The sequence below is a fragment of the Candidatus Binatus sp. genome (assembly GCF_036567905.1).
GTDB lineage: Bacteria > Desulfobacterota > Binatia > Binatales > Binataceae > Binatus.
This window is the reverse complement of the sequence record NZ_DATCTO010000015.1, coordinates 1-14988: the sequence shown is the minus strand read 5'-3', so window position 1 is coordinate 14988 and position 14988 is coordinate 1. Positions and strand designations below refer to the sequence as shown.

Here is a 14988-nt window from a genome sequence, read left to right as displayed (position 1 = left end):
TTCTTTACGAATTGGCGATCCCACGCTGCCACCTTCTGTGAGCCTCCCTGTGCTCCCGGCGTTGGAGGAGCAATTGTGCATTCCGAAAAGATCCCGCACAAGCATTTGTCCTGCTCGCTCGCATTGCTGACCGGAAAAGACTACGCGCAGTGCGCGTGAACCCGAGCCAAAAATCGCAATCTTCGCGACGCCGAAAAGTGTCCAAAAGTGTCCGATGTCACGCACGTTTCCGCTGTACCGCGTCCTCCAGCGCCTGGCGGATGAAGCGCTGGTAGGGAACTCCCGCCTTGGCCGCGGAGGCCCGCACCGCATCGAGCAGTTGCCGGGGCACGCGCATGTTGACTCGCTCGCTCTTGGGCTGAAACTCGAAGCGGATCGGTCGCATCGCGGACAAGTCGTACTCGGTCAGATCGGCCTTTTCGACAAAGTCCTCGGCTTCTTTATCGCTTCGGAAGCGTGGCAGTTTCTTTTTCATAGTGGTCCATTTCCTTCCTGTGCATGTACCGTGCGCTGATCGGCCGAATGAGTGTTTTGCCGCGCTGCGTCCGCAAGGTGAACACGACGAAAATCCCGCGCCCTTTATCGGTCTTGCCAATTGCTTTGAAGCGTTCCTCAGGTTTCGAGTGCAGGGGATCCGGTAGAACGGCGATCGGCCTGTGAAATAGGGATTCTATCGCGGCCGTCGAAACGCCGTGCTTCTGGCACTTGGACCGGTTGCCTTCATCCCAGTCGAATCCCGCTATCCGCATTTAGGTCTCAGCCGCTGGGCTCATTAAGTATGTACGTTTATCCATCCATTCGTCAATATCTCTGGATGTATAGGCGCTCGATAAATGAGTGCGCTCAGTGCCCACTTAGTGCCCACTTCCGGATTTATCCACAGGATCTGAGATGATGTCAGTTGGCCAAAAACCCTTATATTTCCTGCATTATATGACATGAGCTGATCTCGGAAAACATCAGGTTAAGGACTTAGGATCCGGTGCCGCAAGGCGTGGGAGTTCAAGTCCCCCCTCTCGCACCACCTATCTCCAAGACAGGCCGCAGTGAGCGAACCCCAAGTCTATGCCGTCGCGGAGCGGCATCCGCGCGAGCACACGCGTACGTCCACGAGCGGCGTCATCCTGGTTCAGGGACCGGTCGGAAAAATTAGTCGCGGATTAATAGAATGCGACGTGAATGCGGGTTGGATCTCGATCAGACGGTCAGACTCTGCGCTTCCCATAGCGCGCGGAAACGGCCGTCGCGCAGCGCGCTAAGCGACGACCAATTGCCCGACTCGACCACCTTCCCGCCTTCGACGACGTAAATCAGATCGGCCCATCGGATGGTCGAGAGGCGATGCGCGATCAGCACGACGGTGAGTTCGCCGCGGCGGCTTTCGATCGCATCGAGCACCCGTCCTTCGTTTTCAGAATCGAGGCTGTTGGTCGCCTCGTCGAGAATCAACATCGAAGGGCGGCGCAGGAATGCGCGCGCCAGCGCGAGGCGTTGGCGCTCTCCCTGCGACAGCAAAATTCCACGATCGCCGACGACAGTATCGAGCCGGTCGCTTAGTCCGGCGACGAAATCGAAAGCGGACGCCTGTCGAAGCGCCGCGAGCATTTCCTCCTCGCTGGCGTCGGGGCGCGCCCATTTGAGGTTTGCACGAATCGTGTCGTGAAAAAGAAACGTGTCGGGCGCCACGTAGCCGATTTGATCGCGCCATCCGCGCACGCCTTCGGGTCCGAGCGTCCGGCCGTCGAGTCTGAGCGTCCCCGAGTCGGGCGCGACGAGGCCCATCAGAATGTCGGCGATGGTGCTCTTGCCGGCGCCCGACGGCCCCACCAGCGCGACGATCTTCCCCGCCGGAATCACCAGGCTCAAATCTTTGACCGCGGGCACGCGTCCCTCGCTGTAGGTAAACGATACGCCGTCAGCGGCAAGTTCGCGCGTGAGCGAGAGCCGATCGTGCGGATGCACCGCCGGCTCGGCGGCGGCGGCGCATCGGGTTTCGATATCCAGCAGGTTGGCGAACGATGGCAGCGCGTTGACGAAGGCGCGGTAGTGATACTGGCCGCTCATGATTCGCGGCATCACGCGCGCGAACAGCAGCAACAGGATCAGAATTGAGGCCGGCGGCACCGCCAGGATTTGAATCGACACGAACAGCACCACCGCGAGGATTACCACCGAGCCCAGCTCGAACCAGGTCGCGGCGATCGCCTGCTGACGCGTACCGTCCACGTTGGCTCGGGCAACGTCGGCGCTCAGCTCGGAGAAAATCGAAAAATTACGCGCTTCGGCGCCATAGGTCTTGGCCGCTTTGAGGCTCTGCAAATGCTCGATGGTGGCGGCGTAGAGCGACTTGTTGGTTGCGGAGACCTCCTCGCCCTGGCTTTCGATCGCATGCGTGCGGCCGCGAAAAGCGAACGCCAGAAGCGCGCCGGAGATTAGCACCAATGCCGTCATTCCGGCCGACAGCGCAAACGCGATCGCCATGTAGAGCATCCCGATCGCAACTTCGCCGGTGAATACCAGGGCGAAATTCGTGCCGTTGCCGATTCGGCTGACTTCAGAGGTCAGCGCGTGAGTGAAATCCGAAGCCCGGCTACGGCATACGAACAACCAGTTCGCATCCGCAATCGCACGGTAGAGGCGACGGCGCAGATGATGCTCGACTTCCTGCTGGACCGAATAAGTCCACACGTTCTGCATCTGCCCCAGCACCGTTCGCGCGCCAACCAGCATCACGAATACGCCCAGCAGAAGAATCAGCGACGGGCGCAGCCCCACCGCAATGAAGGCGTTGGAAACGATCGCCGCGTAGCGTCCGGCCTGGCCCTGTCCGGCCAGATTAAAGCCGGCCACTTGCAGGGTGGGAAGCAGCAGCGCGAAGCCGATCCCCTCGCTCAACGAAAACAGGACCATCACGATGACCACAGCGATCAAATGCCAGCGCGAAACCCGCACCAGCATCGCGAGATACGCCGCAAGCGTGCCCTTCGCCGGCGGGTTTGCGGGGCTATCGGCCAACGGAGTCCGGCCCGCCAAGCGGCATGTATCGATCAAGTTCGAAATCTCCGATCACCACGACGCCGCCGCTCTCGAGCCATGCGTGAGCGCCGAAATGGCCATCGGCCGGTTTCATCACCCCGATTTTGAGTTCGCTGGGATAGCAGTAGCGCTTGAGCACGATGCCGGTCGCGAGCGCGCGAACCAAGCAGTTGCCGCCGCTGGGGACGGCCCGGCTGGCGGTGGCGACGGCCCACGCGATTTTTTCAGGTGACGGGCGAGCGGCGTCGGAGTTTGCGCGCATCGGATGGCTCATCGCGTCAGCCAGCCGGCGCGCACGACCAAACGGCAACGTCCACACGCCGGCACGCATCGCCACAATCGCCGCCAGCGACTGAAACAGAAGCGTCCGATCCGGCGCGGGCAACGCGAAGAACTTAGCTATTTTGTTCATCCGAGCCCCGATCATCCGGCGCCAGCTCGTCGAGGACCTGTATCAGGCCATGCGCGTGGAGTTCGCCAAGCAGTTGCAGCAGATCGCGGCTGCATCGCTCGGCTTCGACGTCGAATTGATCGATTAATGCGTTGCGAATCTCGGCCACTCGGCGCGGTTGCACAATCAAGCTCCAAATCGTGGCGCCAACCGGGTCCAGTCCGAAGTAGGTCCCGCTCTTGAGATTCAGAATGGCGGCCTCACCCTCGAGATCGCAGGAAATCTGGTCCTTGGATGCGACTACGACGGATCGCGTCGAGATCGTCTTTTTCACGAATTGCAACTTGTCCGAGCGGCACAAGCGATGCGATGATTGCTCTAAACGCGAGAACCCTTTACATCGCTAGTGAAAGCGACACGAGTTTACAGAGCGTTCGCGCCGCGGGCAAGTCGTCGGCGGGTTCGCTTATGCGAGCCGGGGGCGAGCTTCAGCGTCGAAGCGATCGAGAAACTTCACCCCGGCTTCAGTCTGCTTCGCCACCGGCGAGCAAATCGACTATTCCCCGAGCGGTCGGATAGTCAACGTGCAGGGATTTCATGCAGAGCGTCCACGCTTGGGCATTATCGCGCTTGGCGATAAGCGCCAGCAGTTGCGACTTGAGCGGCTCCTGGATGCGCGCCAGCGCCGCCTTGGCCCGTTCGCGGCCGGCAGCGCGCATCTGCTGCTGCTTGGCAAACCGTTGCATCCCAAGTTCCGTCGGACACGGCTGCGCCTCGTACCACTTGCCATCTTCCTGGCCGATCATTTCGTTCACCGTGGCGGTGCCGCCGTCCTCGGTGACAAATTCCATTCCCATCAGATGAGTCGGCGGCATCGGGTAGGTGGCGTACTTCGTCGCATTGATCAAATTCGGCGGCAGTTTGGTAACCGTCAGGTGATAGTTCTTGCTGATTGGAAGGTCGAGTTGCTTCCTTATCCGGTCGTCAAGAAAATTCTGGTTGTGGCCGATGCATTTCATCGTGGATGGCGCGATCAGCTGCTTGATCGCGGCGAAATCTTTCGCGTACATGGCGTAAACCAGCTTGTGCGCCAATTCCCGCTGCTGCGGCGTACCCTTCTCAGCCTCTTTCTCAGCCGCCACTTGCTGGGCCGAATGGGTCGGCGCCCCTTGCGGCACAGCAGCCGGCGCACGCATCGCCCACGGCGATTCCTGTGGAGCGGCGGACTCCTGCGCGACGGCCGGCGTGGCGAGCGCGGCGGCGCCAGCCAGCGCCAGTAAGGCAAAGATTGTTCCCGAAGGCTTTGGCATCTCACTCCCTCATCGCAGAGTGCACGCACGGTGCCACTCGAAATTCAAGTCGTCGATCAATTTCACTTTTCACTTTTCACCTTTCACTGAATCGCGAAGCGCCTGCAAGCCGTCCGCGAAACCGATGGCGAGATTATTCTTTGTCGGGGATCGACTTCAATTGCTCGAGCCATGCGGTCGCTTCGCTGTCCGAGGGCGCCCGATAGTCGCCGCGCGGCGAGAGCGATCCGCCCGAACCGACTTTGGGCGCGTTGGGGATACAACTGCGCTTGAACTGGCTCAACTGAAAAAAGCGGTAGAGAAACGTATGCAGATGTCCCTTGATCGTCGCGATGTCGTACTGGTTGCGGCGATCGCGCCCAATGTCCGGCCACTCGCCCGCGTCCTTGTCGCGCCACGCGTTGTAAGCGAGGAACGCGACCTTCGGCGGCGGATATCCGAAGCGCAGCGTGTAGTAGAGAAAGAAATCGTGCAGCTCGTAGGGGCCCAGCGTCGCTTCGGTGTCGTGGCTGGGATGTCCGTCCGCCGAGGCGCCGGGGATCAGCTCGGGGCTGATTGGAGTGGCGAGAATCTTGAGCAGCGTCGCGCTGGTTTCGCGGCCGAGGCTTTCAGTTTGCGCGAGCCATCGAATCACATGCTGGATCAATGTCTTCGGCACGCTCGCATTGACGCTGTAATGCGACATGTGATCGCCGACGCCGTAGGTGCACCATCCCAGCGCGAGCTCGCTCAAGTCGCCGGTGCCGACCACCAGCCCGCCGCGCAGGTTTGCCAATCGAAAAAGATGGCTGGTGCGCTCGCCCGCCTGCACGTTCTCGAACGTGACATCGTAAACTTTCTTGCCTTTGGCATAGGGATGCCCGATGTCCTTGAACATCTGCATGCAGCTCGGCCGAATGTCTATTTCATCGGTCGCGCAGCCGAGCGACTTCATCAGGCGGCGCGCCTGATCGAGCGTTCGCGCGCCGGTGGCAAAGCCGGGCATAGTGACGGCAAGAATATTTTTGCGCGGCGAGCCGAGCCGATCCATCGCACGCGCGCATACCAGCAGCGCGTGGGTAGAATCGATTCCGCCCGAAATTCCAATCACGACTCGTTCCAGGCCGGTCGAGCGCAGCCGCGTCGCCAGGCCTTGAACCTGGATGTCGAAGACTTCGGCGCATCGCTCGTCGCGAGTTGCGGGATCCGAGGGCACGTAAGGGAACCGCTCGTAGCGCCGCTGCAGCAGCATCTTCGCGCGCCGCGGCAATTCCGCCGAAAATGAAATCCGCCGAAAGCGCCGCACTCGCTCGCGCTCGCGCTCGGCCGTGTCGCCGAACGTGTTCTGACGCATCCGTTCCTGCGACAGCCGTTCGAGATCGATTTCCGCGGTGACCACTTGCGGCCGATCCTTGAAGCGCTCGGACTCGGCGACGAGGTTGCCGTTCTCGGCGATCAATGCGTGGCCGTCCCAGGCGAGATCGGTCGTCGATTCACCCGCTCCGGCGGCGCAATATGCATACGCCGCGATGCATCGCGCGGATTGGCCGGTGACCAGCGAGCGGCGGTAGTCGGCCTTGCCGATCGTGATGTTCGACGCCGACAGGTTCAGCAGCACCGTCGCTCCCGCCAGCGCCGCGTATGACGACGGCGAAATCGGAACCCACAAGTCCTCGCAAATCTCGGCGTGAATCGTAAGTCCCGGCTGCTGCTCGTGCTGGAAGATGAGGTTGTTGCCGAACGCAACCGCGCGAGTCCCGGCCAGCTCGATTTCGTCGCGCGTCGCGGCGTCGGCCGAGGCAAATTGCCGCGGTTCGTAGAACTCGCGGTAGTTGGGCAGATTCGTCTTCGGCACCACGCCGAGAATCCGCCCGCGATGAATCACGATCGCGCAGTTATACAGATGATGATCGATCTGGAGCGGCGCTCCGACCACGCTGACGATCGAAAGCTTCGCCGTCGCCTCGGCCACCGCGGCGATTGCGTCAAGGCATGCGTCGAGCAGCGCCCGCTGCCCAAACAGATCGTCGCACGAATAGGCGCTCAGCCCCAATTCCGGAAACAGTGCGAGCACCGCCTTGCGCTCGGCGGCTTCACGGATCAGCGCGACGGTATGTTCGGCGTTGTAAGCGGGATCGGCGACCCGAACCGACGGCACTCCAACCGCGATTCTGACGAAATCGTGATTGTAGAGATTGAAAAAGTTTCCGTTCCTGGTCACGTCGTTTCCCTTGGGCGCCGCGCGGCAATCTACTCGGCATCCGCCGCCCATGCCGGCGCCCCTGTTAAGAAGACTGTGCCGATTGTGGACGCCCGGTACAAGATTGCCCGATCCGCCCCCGGGGGACATCGGTCGAATGCCGCGCCGTTGCCATCCTGAAACGCTCGCCGGCCATTGTCTGGCGGGTCAATCATTGCAATAACGGCTGTAGTCCAATGAAACTTGCAACATTCACCCATGGCGGCACGACGCGCATCGGCGTCGTCGTCGATGACTCGATCGTTGACCTTGCGGCCGCGGCGCCCGAGTTGCCGCGCGACATGACCGCCTTCATCGTGGCGGGGGCGCCCGCCGCCGAGCGCGCGATTGGCGCGGCGAAGAATTCCACCCGCCGGATTGCGCTTGCGAGCGTCAAGCTCGAGGCGCCGATCGCGCGCCCCCCGGAGTTTCTCGCCATCGGCCTTAACTACGCGGACCACGTCGAAGAAACGAAAATGAAGCGTCCCGAGTTTCCGATGTTCTTCAACAAACAATCGAGCTGCGTGACCGGACCGTACGATCCGATTCATCTGCCGCGCGCCTCGTCGGCGCTGGATTACGAAGGCGAACTCGGGTTCGTCATCGGCCGGCGATGCCGTCACGTGCCGCGCGATCGCGCCCGCGAGGTAATCGCGGGTTACGTGATCGTAAACGACGTAAGCGTGCGCGATTGGCAGCGCCGCGCGCCGACGATGACGCTGGGCAAGTCGTTCGATACGCACGGGCCGGTTGGCCCATGGATCGTAACGCCGGACGAGATTGGCGATCCGCACAAGCTCGACCTGCGCACGTTCGTCAACGGCGAACAGCGCCAGCATTCGAACACCAGGAATCTGATCTTCGATTGCTTCGCACAGATCGAGACGCTGTCAACGGTGTTTACCTTGTTGCCGGGGACGATCGTTTCGACCGGCACGCCCGGCGGAGTGGCTGCCGGGATGAATCCTCCCAAATGGCTCAGGGCGGGCGACGTGGTCCGAATCGAGATCGAGAAAATCGGCAAGCTCGAAAACAAGGTGATCGAGGAACCGGCCGGCACCGATTTAATCTGAGCAGGCGGTCCGGGCCGGCTTGATAATTGGCAGGCATTTGGCCTCACGGCAAATTCCGTCGCTCGCGTGCCGCAGTCTCCGCTCGGAGCCAAGGCGCTGATCGATGTAAGCGACCTTGATGCCGCAAGCCGGGCTTGCTTGATTCCTGGAGTCTTTGGAATCGGCTGATTGGGCGGATGCGCGCCTATGCTGACTCAGGAACGAAACAGTGTCGGTGACAAATTGTTGCATCGAATCTACAATGTGTAGCCATTGGTTGACTGATGGTGGGAGCGTGCCGCCTGTTCGGGGCGTTTTTGTTCAATCGCCCGTGGCACATTGATTGCTTGCCCTAGCGAGGGGGCGGGTCGGATGAGCGGGAGGAGGGGTATCAACGCACTGGGAGGGCGCGAGGATGCTGCCAACGACGTCAATTGGAATCCGCCATTCGGAACATGAGATAAGACAGGCAAGATCCTCGCCCCCTGGAAGATTGAGCCGCTTCCTCCTTAAATTTCGCCCATTCTGGAATGGAAACTACGGTCTCCAGACGCCGCGCCGGTCGATCGACCGCGAACTGCAAGAGCGCGAGCCAATAGATTTGCTGTAGCTGCCCAGCCTCCGTCTCTCCCCGCTATCATTTTGAGAGCGCACCCGCGTCAGGTGTCAAGTTGAACTCTCAGGACGACTGCCCAAGCCGGGGCGGGACCAATGGGGCGGGCGTCTCGAAACGCGCGGGGTGGCGTGCTTGCTGCAGGTGAGCGGCGGCTCGCGACGGCTGGCGCGCCGTAGGATCGCCGTCATGAGTGCGATGATCACGATCGGGGCAAGTGGGATTTTGGCGCCCTGACTGACCGGCAATGAGACGCGGGGCAGAATCCACGCGACCGAAAGCACGGCCTTCTCGTAGGGCAGGAACCCCTTCTCGAAACCCTCCATTGCCAGCCACGCTATCGGTAGCGCGAGCAACACCAGGTCGTATTGCAGGACGTATGGGGAAACCATCAAGCAGCCAACCGCCAGGGTGGCGGCTTTGAGCGCGAACGGACGGCTGGTTTGCCAAACCCAAACCACCGCGGACGCCGCATATATCGCCACCAGCGCCTGGAACGCATACGCAACCTCGACGCTGCCACCCCACATCCTGATCGCGCCAAAAATGCTTTGCAGGGTTGGGAAATTGATCGCACCCCGTTCCAGGACAATTTTCTGTGTGAACGGGATACTGCCGATAAACGCGCGCCACGTCGATGCGCCAAAGACGGCGAGCGAAGCTGCCGCGAACAGAATCGTGCTGACGGCAGTGGCAATAAGTGCGCGCCATCGGCGCGCTACGATCAGTGCGAGCGGAATCAATATCGCGAATTGCGGCTTGTAGGCCATCAAGCCAAACAGCAACCCCGCAAGCACCGGCCATCGGTCCAGAAGCAGCAGACCGCTCCCGATAAGCGCGGTGGTCAGGAAGCCGTTTTGCCCGCACATGAAGTTGATGATGACCGCCGGAAATGTGATCGCGAGCCAAAGTCCGAGAGGAACGGGAGCGATGCGCCGAAGTACGGCAAGATAGCCCGCAAGCGTCACGGTCTCGAACACGACCCATGACGCGATGAATGGCAGCATCGAAAGCGGCAGAACGATCAGAAGGTACATCGGCGGATAGTGGAACCCGAGGACACCGAAATCCTTGCCTCCCATTACCGCCGCTTCCTGCAGGTGCTGGCGATGAATGTCGTAAACAGACGCGGGATCGCCTTTAAGCGCCGCGATCGAAGCCGCGTAGGGATTTACGAAGTCGCCTCCAACGCCGGCGCCACTCGCAAATATCAGGTGATGAGCGTGGAAGAGTTGAGCTATCGCCGCAGCCAGATATGCAAGCAGCAGAACGCCCGAATAAAATGTGACGCGTTGAACCGTCAGCCAGGAGGGGTCGCGAAGCCAGCTGGTGAACCGGTGCGCAAAGCCCGAGCGACCGTCAGGGGCCGTGGTGGACATCGTTACCGTGACGGATTTTCCGGCGGTATCGATTTTCGCGCGACCATCCATCGCCAGCCTGTTCGGGAGTTCCTCTGATCCTTCAGAATCATAGCCTCAATCGATTCGTCCGTGTATTGCGCAGCTCGGCGCGATACCCATCCGCTCGTAATAGCGCTGGTGATTCTCCTCGGCGCGGTAGAACTCCGCGGCAGGCACTATCTGTGTGACGACCGGGCGCGCGAGTTTGCCGGACTGCTCGAGCCGCCGTTTCGATTCCTCGGCGGCCATCCGCTCATGGTCATCGGCATAGGAAATTATTGAGCGGTATTGAGTGCCGGTGTCGGGGCCCTGCCGGTTGAGCGTCGTCGGGTCATGAATCTGCCAGAACACTTCCAGCAGTTGCTCGAACGATACCCGCGCCGGGTCGTACTCCACCTGCACGACTTCCGCGTGTCCCGTCTTGCCACTGCAAACCGCTCGATAGGTGGGCTTTGGAACCGTGCCGCCCGCGTATCCCACGACCACCTCGACGACGCCCTCGACCGCGCGAAAAGCCGATTCCACACCCCAGAAGCATCCGGCGCCGAATGTCGCGATTTTGTTCTCGTTCGCCATTTGCCTACTTAACGATGAGGACCGGCGTGAATCAATCCTCGCCCGGCCCTGGTGAGACCGCCGCCGCCACTGTGCGAGCGTCCAGCGGTGTGCCATTATTCAAGCGCTATGACAAGTATTATGGCGAATCATAACCTTCGGAAATCGGGGAACCGTGCGCAATTCGTGAACCTAATCCTTGATCGGAAGCGCGCAAGGATCGTTTTGCGGGCGCTTTTCGCGCTCGCGACTTTTCTTTGCATGTGGCTCCCTGCCCAGGCCGGCGCTGCGGAAATCAAGGTCGCTGCGGCGTCGGATTTGACCTTTGCGTTCCAGGACGTTGCCTCCCGATTTCAGAAACAAACCGGGAGCAAGATTAAACTCACGTATGGTTCATCGGGAAATTTTTTCGCGCAGATTCAAAATGGCGCGCCGTTCGACTTGTTCTTTTCCGCCGACGTTGACTATCCGAAAAGGCTCGAGGCCGCGGGCTTGATTGAACCCGGCACTATTTACGAATATGCGAGCGGAAAACTCGTGATGTGGGCTCCCAACGCGTCGAAGCTCGACTTGAGCCGCGGTCTTGCGGTGCTGCTCGATCCCGGCATCAGAAAGATTGCGATCGCCAATCCGCAACATGCGCCGTACGGGATCGCGGCGGTTGCGGCGATGCGCCACGCGGGCGTCTATGACAAGATCAAAAGCAAGCTCGTGCTCGGCGAAAATATCTCGCAGACCGCCCAGTTTGTTCAATCCGGCAATGCCGACGCCGGCATCCTCGCGCTCTCGCTCGCGCTCGCGCCGGCGATGAAGAACGCCGGACGATACGTCGAAATCCCGGCGACGGACTATCCGCCGATCATCCAGGCCGGCGTGATTCTGAAATCGTCGCGCAACAAGCAACTGGCGAATCAGTTTATGAAATTTCTCAAGCAGCCCGAAACTGTGGCGCTGATGGCGCGATATGGTTTCTCGATTCCGAAGGACGCAACTGTGGGGCACAACGAAAGCAAAGTGTCCGCGCCGCGCTGACCACCGATGGATTGGAGCGCGATTTTCCTGACGCTACGACTCGCGTTGCTCGTTTGCGCGATCTTGCTGGTGGTCGCGACGCCGATCGCATGGTGGCTCAGCTTCACCCGCTGGCGATGGAAATTTTTCGTCGAATCCATCGTCGCGCTGCCGCTCGTGCTCCCGCCAACCGTGCTCGGCTTCTACGTGCTGGTCGCGATGGGTTCGAACAGCCCGCTTGGCCGCTGGTATCAATCTTTAACCGGCCACGGGTTGCCGTTCACCTTCGAAGGCCTGGCGATCGCGTCGGTCATCTACAGCCTGCCCTTTGCGGTACAGCCGATGGCGGCGGCGTTCTCGCAGGTGGATCGCAACTTGATCAACGCGTCGTCGATACTCGGCGCCTCGCGGATTCGCACTTTCATTCGCGTCGTGCTCCCGCTTTCAATAGGCGGCGTGGTCACCGGCTTCGTGCTGAGCTTCGCGCACACGCTCGGCGAGTTCGGCGTGGTGCTGATGGTGGGCGGCGACATCCCAGGCGTGACGCGCACGGTCTCGATCGCGATTTACGATCATGTGCAGGCGCTCGACTACGCCGGCGCCAATCGCATGGCGCTTATCCTGATGGCGTTTTCGTTCGTCACGCTGTCGATCACCTATTCGCTCAACCGCCGAATCTGGGCGGTCTGGCCGATGCATCGCTAGCCGGGGCGGTTGCAACAGATGGCATCCGGCAACAGTGGCGAAAGCGACGGGCGTCTGTCGGTCCGCATCGCGTATCGGACCTCGAACAGCTTCATGCTCGAGGCCGAGTTCGAGGCGTCGGCCGGCTTCACGATGATCCTGGGGCCGTCGGGCGGCGGAAAGACGACCATCCTGAATTGCATTGCGGGACTCGCGCAGCCCGATGCCGGCAGGATATCGCTCGGTGCGCGAGTGCTGTTCGATTCGGATGCGCGCATCGACATGCCGGTGGCGGAGCGCCGATTGGGATACGTGTTTCAAAATCTCGCGCTGTTTCCCCATCTGACGGTCGCGCAGAACGTTCAATACGGGATCGCGAGGATGCCGGCCGCGCAGCGGCGCGCGCGAATGATGACGATGCTCGAGTCGTTTCGCATCGCGAATCTGATCGCTCGTAAGCCCGGCGAGATTTCCGGCGGCGAGCGCCAGCGCGTGGCGCTCGCGCGATCGCTGGTGACGAATCCGGCGGCGATCCTGCTCGACGAGCCGCTGGTCGCGCTCGACCACGCGACCCGGTCGAAGATTCTCGACGACTTGCGCGCCTGGAATGCGGCCCACGAAATTCCAATCCTCTACGTCACCCATTCGCCCGAGGAGGCATTCGCGCTAGGCGAGCGGGTGTTGGTGCTCGAAGCCGGACGCATCCTCGCTCAAGGGATGCCGCATGACGTGCTCGCGACGCCGCGGCACGAAACGATCGCGCAGGTAGTCGGCTTCGAAAATGTTTTCGACGCGACGGTGAGATCGATCGCGGAGACTCAGGGCACGATGCTGTGTCAGTTGGACGGGAGCACGACTCGCCTGGAAGTGCCGCTGGGCCACGCGGAAACGGGAGCGCGGGTGCGGATCGCGATTCGCGCCGGCGATATCATCGTTGCGGGCGAGCAACCGCATGGGCTAAGTGCGCGCAACTCTTTTCCGGGACGAGTCCTATCGATGCGCCGCGAAGGCGCGAGGATAGTAGTCATGATCGATGCGGCGGGCGCGACCTTCGAGGTTCATCTGACGCCGGGCGCAATCGATGCGTTGCGAATCGAAGAGGGAAAAGAGGTCTGGCTGGTGATCAAGACCTACTCGTGCAACCTGGTCGAGCCTTCCGCGCGGTAACCGGCGGCGCGATAGCCTTTCGCGCGCGGTTTAGCGCTCCCCCTCACCAGAAATCCCCGAACACCTCTACGGAAGGTGAGGCGTCGAGATCGAACTACTCACGGACCGGGCTTGACTGTCCTGCATTGTGGTAAAAGCCACAGCACCGACAATGCACACAATCAGCGACAGGGCCCCGATAGTGATGACGCCAGAGCGGTCCGGACGCCCTGAAGCCAACCCGATTTGCAGGATTTCGAAGCCCTTCATCACCAGATAGAGAGCCAGCAAATACGTTAAAATCTGCAACATTCCGACCATCAGAATTTCCCTCCGATTAACCGGGATTGAGCTCAGAATTTGAATTCGGCCTTCAGCCGCTCAGCGACGAACATCTTCAGCAGCGATTGATAGGGCACGTCGCGCTTGTTGGCCAGGAGCTTCAAGCGATCCAGCATCGGCTTCGGGATGCGAATCGAGATGGTTTGGGACGACGGCTTCAGGTTCGGCAGCGTTACGCGTTTGGCCTTGCGCCAGTCAATATAATCCGTCGAGTCGTGCGACGCCCAAAACTCGCGCTCGGCATCTTCGGTCCTGAATTTCGGTACAGCTTTTTTCATGATGATCGATGCTGACAGGCTATGCCGACACGGATCGCGGACCAAGGCTACTGTCCCGCATCACGCTGCCGATGCAGGATTTCGCGGAGGGCGGTGTTGCAGAGACACGCGCTTGCGCGCGCGAGATCCTTCGCTTTGCTCAAGATGACGGAGAAAACGTCGGACCTTTTTATGTCATTCTGAGCGAAAGCTGCTGAAGCGAAGAATCTCGACGGACGCTCCTGCGTCCGTCGATGCGGCGGGGGTGGGATTTCGCGGCTGCGGTGCGCTGTTGTGCAAATCATTAATCGGAGAGAACCGGAGTCGGGAAAAGATCCGGCGTCCCTCGGCTGCGCTCAGGATGACGGAATCGAGAGCCGGGCGCCTCGAGGTAGGTGACGGGAAAATTTGGTGCCCCCTGAGGGATTCGAACCCACGGCCCCAGGATTAGGAAGCCCGCGAGGCAAGTAAGCTGAGGTATATGTCCGGTTATCTTGCTTACAGAATCGCGCTTTTTTCGATTACGAGGTTACCTCCGCCTATGCCAGGTTGGCTGGTCGTGGACACTTGTTGGACACCTCTGAGCCGGTCAGGAAGCATCCGAGCTGGCGACCGCGGCCGGCCGCGGTGATGACGCAGCCAGCGCCATGGAACCGGCGACCTGCTAATTACGAAAGAGCTCCGAGGCGATCACCATCGATCACGACGCAACGAAACCCGCGAGAAATGGGGACTTTGTTGGAATCGAGGTCGGTGCTGATCGGTCCTGTTCGGTCGTGATTGGCAGTCGTTTGGCAGTCGATTTTCATGACACCGACCCGGGCGTGGGCGTGGTCAACTACCGATACGATTACCTGAGCGAGAAACGCGACGCGCTCACGCGGCTGGACGCGAGGCTGGCGGATATCGTCCCGCGAAAAAGGCACCAGCACGAGTTCTCGGGACGGACAGCAAGTCAGATCGGGAGTCGTGC

Annotated in this window: 17 protein-coding genes; 6 read left to right on the top strand and 11 right to left on the bottom strand. The window is 60.8% G+C overall.

The window, feature by feature from the left end:
• Nucleotides 1-217: 217 nt before the first annotated feature.
• The 7 genes from VIO10_RS02480 to VIO10_RS02455 all read right to left on the bottom strand — a co-directional run bounded on the left by VIO10_RS02480 (nt 218) and on the right by VIO10_RS02455 (nt 6988).
• Nucleotides 218-475, bottom strand: coding sequence for a BrnA antitoxin family protein (locus VIO10_RS02480; protein WP_331958825.1), 258 nt, complete (start codon nt 473-475; stop codon nt 218-220).
• Complete coding sequence (locus tag VIO10_RS16160; protein ID WP_349259215.1) at nt 441-749, bottom strand: BrnT family toxin; 309 nt, start codon at nt 747-749, stop codon at nt 441-443. Before VIO10_RS16160 ends, VIO10_RS02480 begins: the two co-directional genes overlap by 35 nt.
• A gap of 448 nt (nt 750-1197) precedes the next feature.
• On the bottom strand, nt 1198-3015 hold the full coding sequence (locus VIO10_RS02475; RefSeq protein ID WP_331958822.1) for an ABC transporter ATP-binding protein: 1818 nt from the start codon (nt 3013-3015) through the stop codon (nt 1198-1200).
• The gene (locus tag VIO10_RS02470) at nt 3005-3448 is read right to left on the bottom strand and encodes a lasso peptide biosynthesis B2 protein (protein ID WP_331958819.1); all 444 of its coding nucleotides are present in this window, start codon (nt 3446-3448) and stop codon (nt 3005-3007) included. Before VIO10_RS02470 ends, VIO10_RS02475 begins: the two co-directional genes overlap by 11 nt.
• The gene (locus VIO10_RS02465; protein WP_331958816.1) at nt 3432-3761 is read right to left on the bottom strand and encodes a PqqD family protein; all 330 of its coding nucleotides are present in this window, start codon (nt 3759-3761) and stop codon (nt 3432-3434) included. The genes VIO10_RS02470 and VIO10_RS02465 overlap by 17 nt, the downstream gene beginning before the upstream one ends.
• Before the next feature lie 190 nt (nt 3762-3951).
• Nucleotides 3952-4737 carry a hypothetical protein gene (locus VIO10_RS02460; RefSeq protein ID WP_331958813.1) on the bottom strand — a complete coding sequence of 262 codons (786 nt, stop codon included), beginning with the start codon at nt 4735-4737 and terminating at the stop codon, nt 3952-3954.
• Between the two features lie 133 nt (nt 4738-4870).
• Nucleotides 4871-6988, bottom strand: coding sequence for an NAD(+) synthase (locus tag VIO10_RS02455; RefSeq protein WP_414645308.1), 2118 nt, complete (start codon nt 6986-6988; stop codon nt 4871-4873).
• Nucleotides 6989-7152: 164 nt separating this feature from the next.
• Between VIO10_RS02455 and VIO10_RS02450 the strand changes: the two genes are divergently transcribed.
• Complete coding sequence (locus VIO10_RS02450; protein WP_331958807.1) at nt 7153-8028, top strand: fumarylacetoacetate hydrolase family protein; 876 nt, start codon at nt 7153-7155, stop codon at nt 8026-8028.
• A 645-nt stretch (nt 8029-8673) separates the two neighbouring features.
• On the opposite strand, the gene VIO10_RS02445 is transcribed toward VIO10_RS02450, so the two are convergent.
• A complete protein-coding gene (locus VIO10_RS02445) occupies nt 8674-10050 on the bottom strand; it encodes a glycosyltransferase family 87 protein (RefSeq protein WP_331958804.1) in 1377 nt (458 codons plus the stop codon).
• Nucleotides 10051-10095: 45 nt separating this feature from the next.
• On the bottom strand, nt 10096-10596 hold the full coding sequence (msrA, locus tag VIO10_RS02440) for a peptide-methionine (S)-S-oxide reductase MsrA (RefSeq protein ID WP_331958801.1): 501 nt from the start codon (nt 10594-10596) through the stop codon (nt 10096-10098).
• A 240-nt stretch (nt 10597-10836) separates the two neighbouring features.
• Here msrA and modA point away from each other — a divergent pair, with 240 nt between their 5' ends.
• Genes modA through modC form a run of 3 tightly spaced genes read left to right on the top strand, consistent with a single transcriptional unit; the run spans nt 10837 to nt 13437 of the window.
• Nucleotides 10837-11607: a molybdate ABC transporter substrate-binding protein gene (gene modA / locus VIO10_RS02435; RefSeq protein ID WP_331958798.1), complete on the top strand. Its 771-nt coding sequence runs from the start codon at nt 10837-10839 to the stop codon at nt 11605-11607.
• A 6-nt stretch (nt 11608-11613) separates the two neighbouring features.
• Nucleotides 11614-12291 carry a molybdate ABC transporter permease subunit gene (gene modB, locus VIO10_RS02430; RefSeq protein WP_331958795.1) on the top strand — a complete coding sequence of 226 codons (678 nt, stop codon included), beginning with the start codon at nt 11614-11616 and terminating at the stop codon, nt 12289-12291.
• Nucleotides 12292-12309: 18 nt separating this feature from the next.
• A complete protein-coding gene (gene modC / locus VIO10_RS02425; RefSeq protein ID WP_331958792.1) occupies nt 12310-13437 on the top strand; it encodes a molybdenum ABC transporter ATP-binding protein in 1128 nt (375 codons plus the stop codon).
• A gap of 66 nt (nt 13438-13503) precedes the next feature.
• Here the strand turns inward: modC and VIO10_RS02420 are convergent, their stop codons facing one another.
• Together VIO10_RS02420 and VIO10_RS02415 are read right to left on the bottom strand one after the other, a co-directional pair.
• Nucleotides 13504-13737 (bottom strand): hypothetical protein, encoded by a 234-nt coding sequence (locus tag VIO10_RS02420; protein ID WP_331958789.1) that lies wholly within the window; start codon nt 13735-13737, stop codon nt 13504-13506.
• A gap of 32 nt (nt 13738-13769) precedes the next feature.
• The gene (locus VIO10_RS02415) at nt 13770-14036 is read right to left on the bottom strand and encodes a BrnA antitoxin family protein (protein WP_331958786.1); all 267 of its coding nucleotides are present in this window, start codon (nt 14034-14036) and stop codon (nt 13770-13772) included.
• Between the two features lie 8 nt (nt 14037-14044).
• On the opposite strand from VIO10_RS02415, the gene VIO10_RS02410 reads away from it, so the two are divergent.
• On the top strand, nt 14045-14233 hold the full coding sequence (locus tag VIO10_RS02410) for a hypothetical protein (protein WP_331958783.1): 189 nt from the start codon (nt 14045-14047) through the stop codon (nt 14231-14233).
• A 558-nt stretch (nt 14234-14791) separates the two neighbouring features.
• Nucleotides 14792-14988: hypothetical protein (locus VIO10_RS02405; RefSeq protein WP_331958780.1), on the top strand; the 197-nt coding region annotated here is incomplete at its 3' end.

What these genes read in the sequence shown, in the direction of transcription:
- VIO10_RS02470 (WP_331958819.1), bottom strand. Translation starts at nt 3,448, where the DNA reads ATGAACAAAATAGCTAAGTTCTTCGCGTTGCCCGCGCCGGATCGGACG.
- VIO10_RS02410 (WP_331958783.1), top strand. Translation starts at nt 14,045, where the DNA reads ATGCTGACAGGCTATGCCGACACGGATCGCGGACCAAGGCTACTGTCC.
- VIO10_RS02455 (WP_414645308.1), bottom strand. Translation starts at nt 6,988, where the DNA reads ATGGGCGGCGGATGCCGAGTAGATTGCCGCGCGGCGCCCAAGGGAAAC.
- VIO10_RS02420 (WP_331958789.1), bottom strand. Translation starts at nt 13,737, where the DNA reads ATGGTCGGAATGTTGCAGATTTTAACGTATTTGCTGGCTCTCTATCTG.
- VIO10_RS02480 (WP_331958825.1), bottom strand. Translation starts at nt 475, where the DNA reads ATGAAAAAGAAACTGCCACGCTTCCGAAGCGATAAAGAAGCCGAGGAC.
- VIO10_RS02415 (WP_331958786.1), bottom strand. Translation starts at nt 14,036, where the DNA reads ATGAAAAAAGCTGTACCGAAATTCAGGACCGAAGATGCCGAGCGCGAG.
- modB (WP_331958795.1), top strand. Translation starts at nt 11,614, where the DNA reads ATGGATTGGAGCGCGATTTTCCTGACGCTACGACTCGCGTTGCTCGTT.
- VIO10_RS02445 (WP_331958804.1), bottom strand. Translation starts at nt 10,050, where the DNA reads ATGGATGGTCGCGCGAAAATCGATACCGCCGGAAAATCCGTCACGGTA.
- modC (WP_331958792.1), top strand. Translation starts at nt 12,310, where the DNA reads ATGGCATCCGGCAACAGTGGCGAAAGCGACGGGCGTCTGTCGGTCCGC.
- msrA (WP_331958801.1), bottom strand. Translation starts at nt 10,596, where the DNA reads ATGGCGAACGAGAACAAAATCGCGACATTCGGCGCCGGATGCTTCTGG.
- VIO10_RS02450 (WP_331958807.1), top strand. Translation starts at nt 7,153, where the DNA reads ATGAAACTTGCAACATTCACCCATGGCGGCACGACGCGCATCGGCGTC.
- VIO10_RS02460 (WP_331958813.1), bottom strand. Translation starts at nt 4,737, where the DNA reads ATGCCAAAGCCTTCGGGAACAATCTTTGCCTTACTGGCGCTGGCTGGC.
- modA (WP_331958798.1), top strand. Translation starts at nt 10,837, where the DNA reads ATGTGGCTCCCTGCCCAGGCCGGCGCTGCGGAAATCAAGGTCGCTGCG.
- VIO10_RS16160 (WP_349259215.1), bottom strand. Translation starts at nt 749, where the DNA reads ATGCGGATAGCGGGATTCGACTGGGATGAAGGCAACCGGTCCAAGTGC.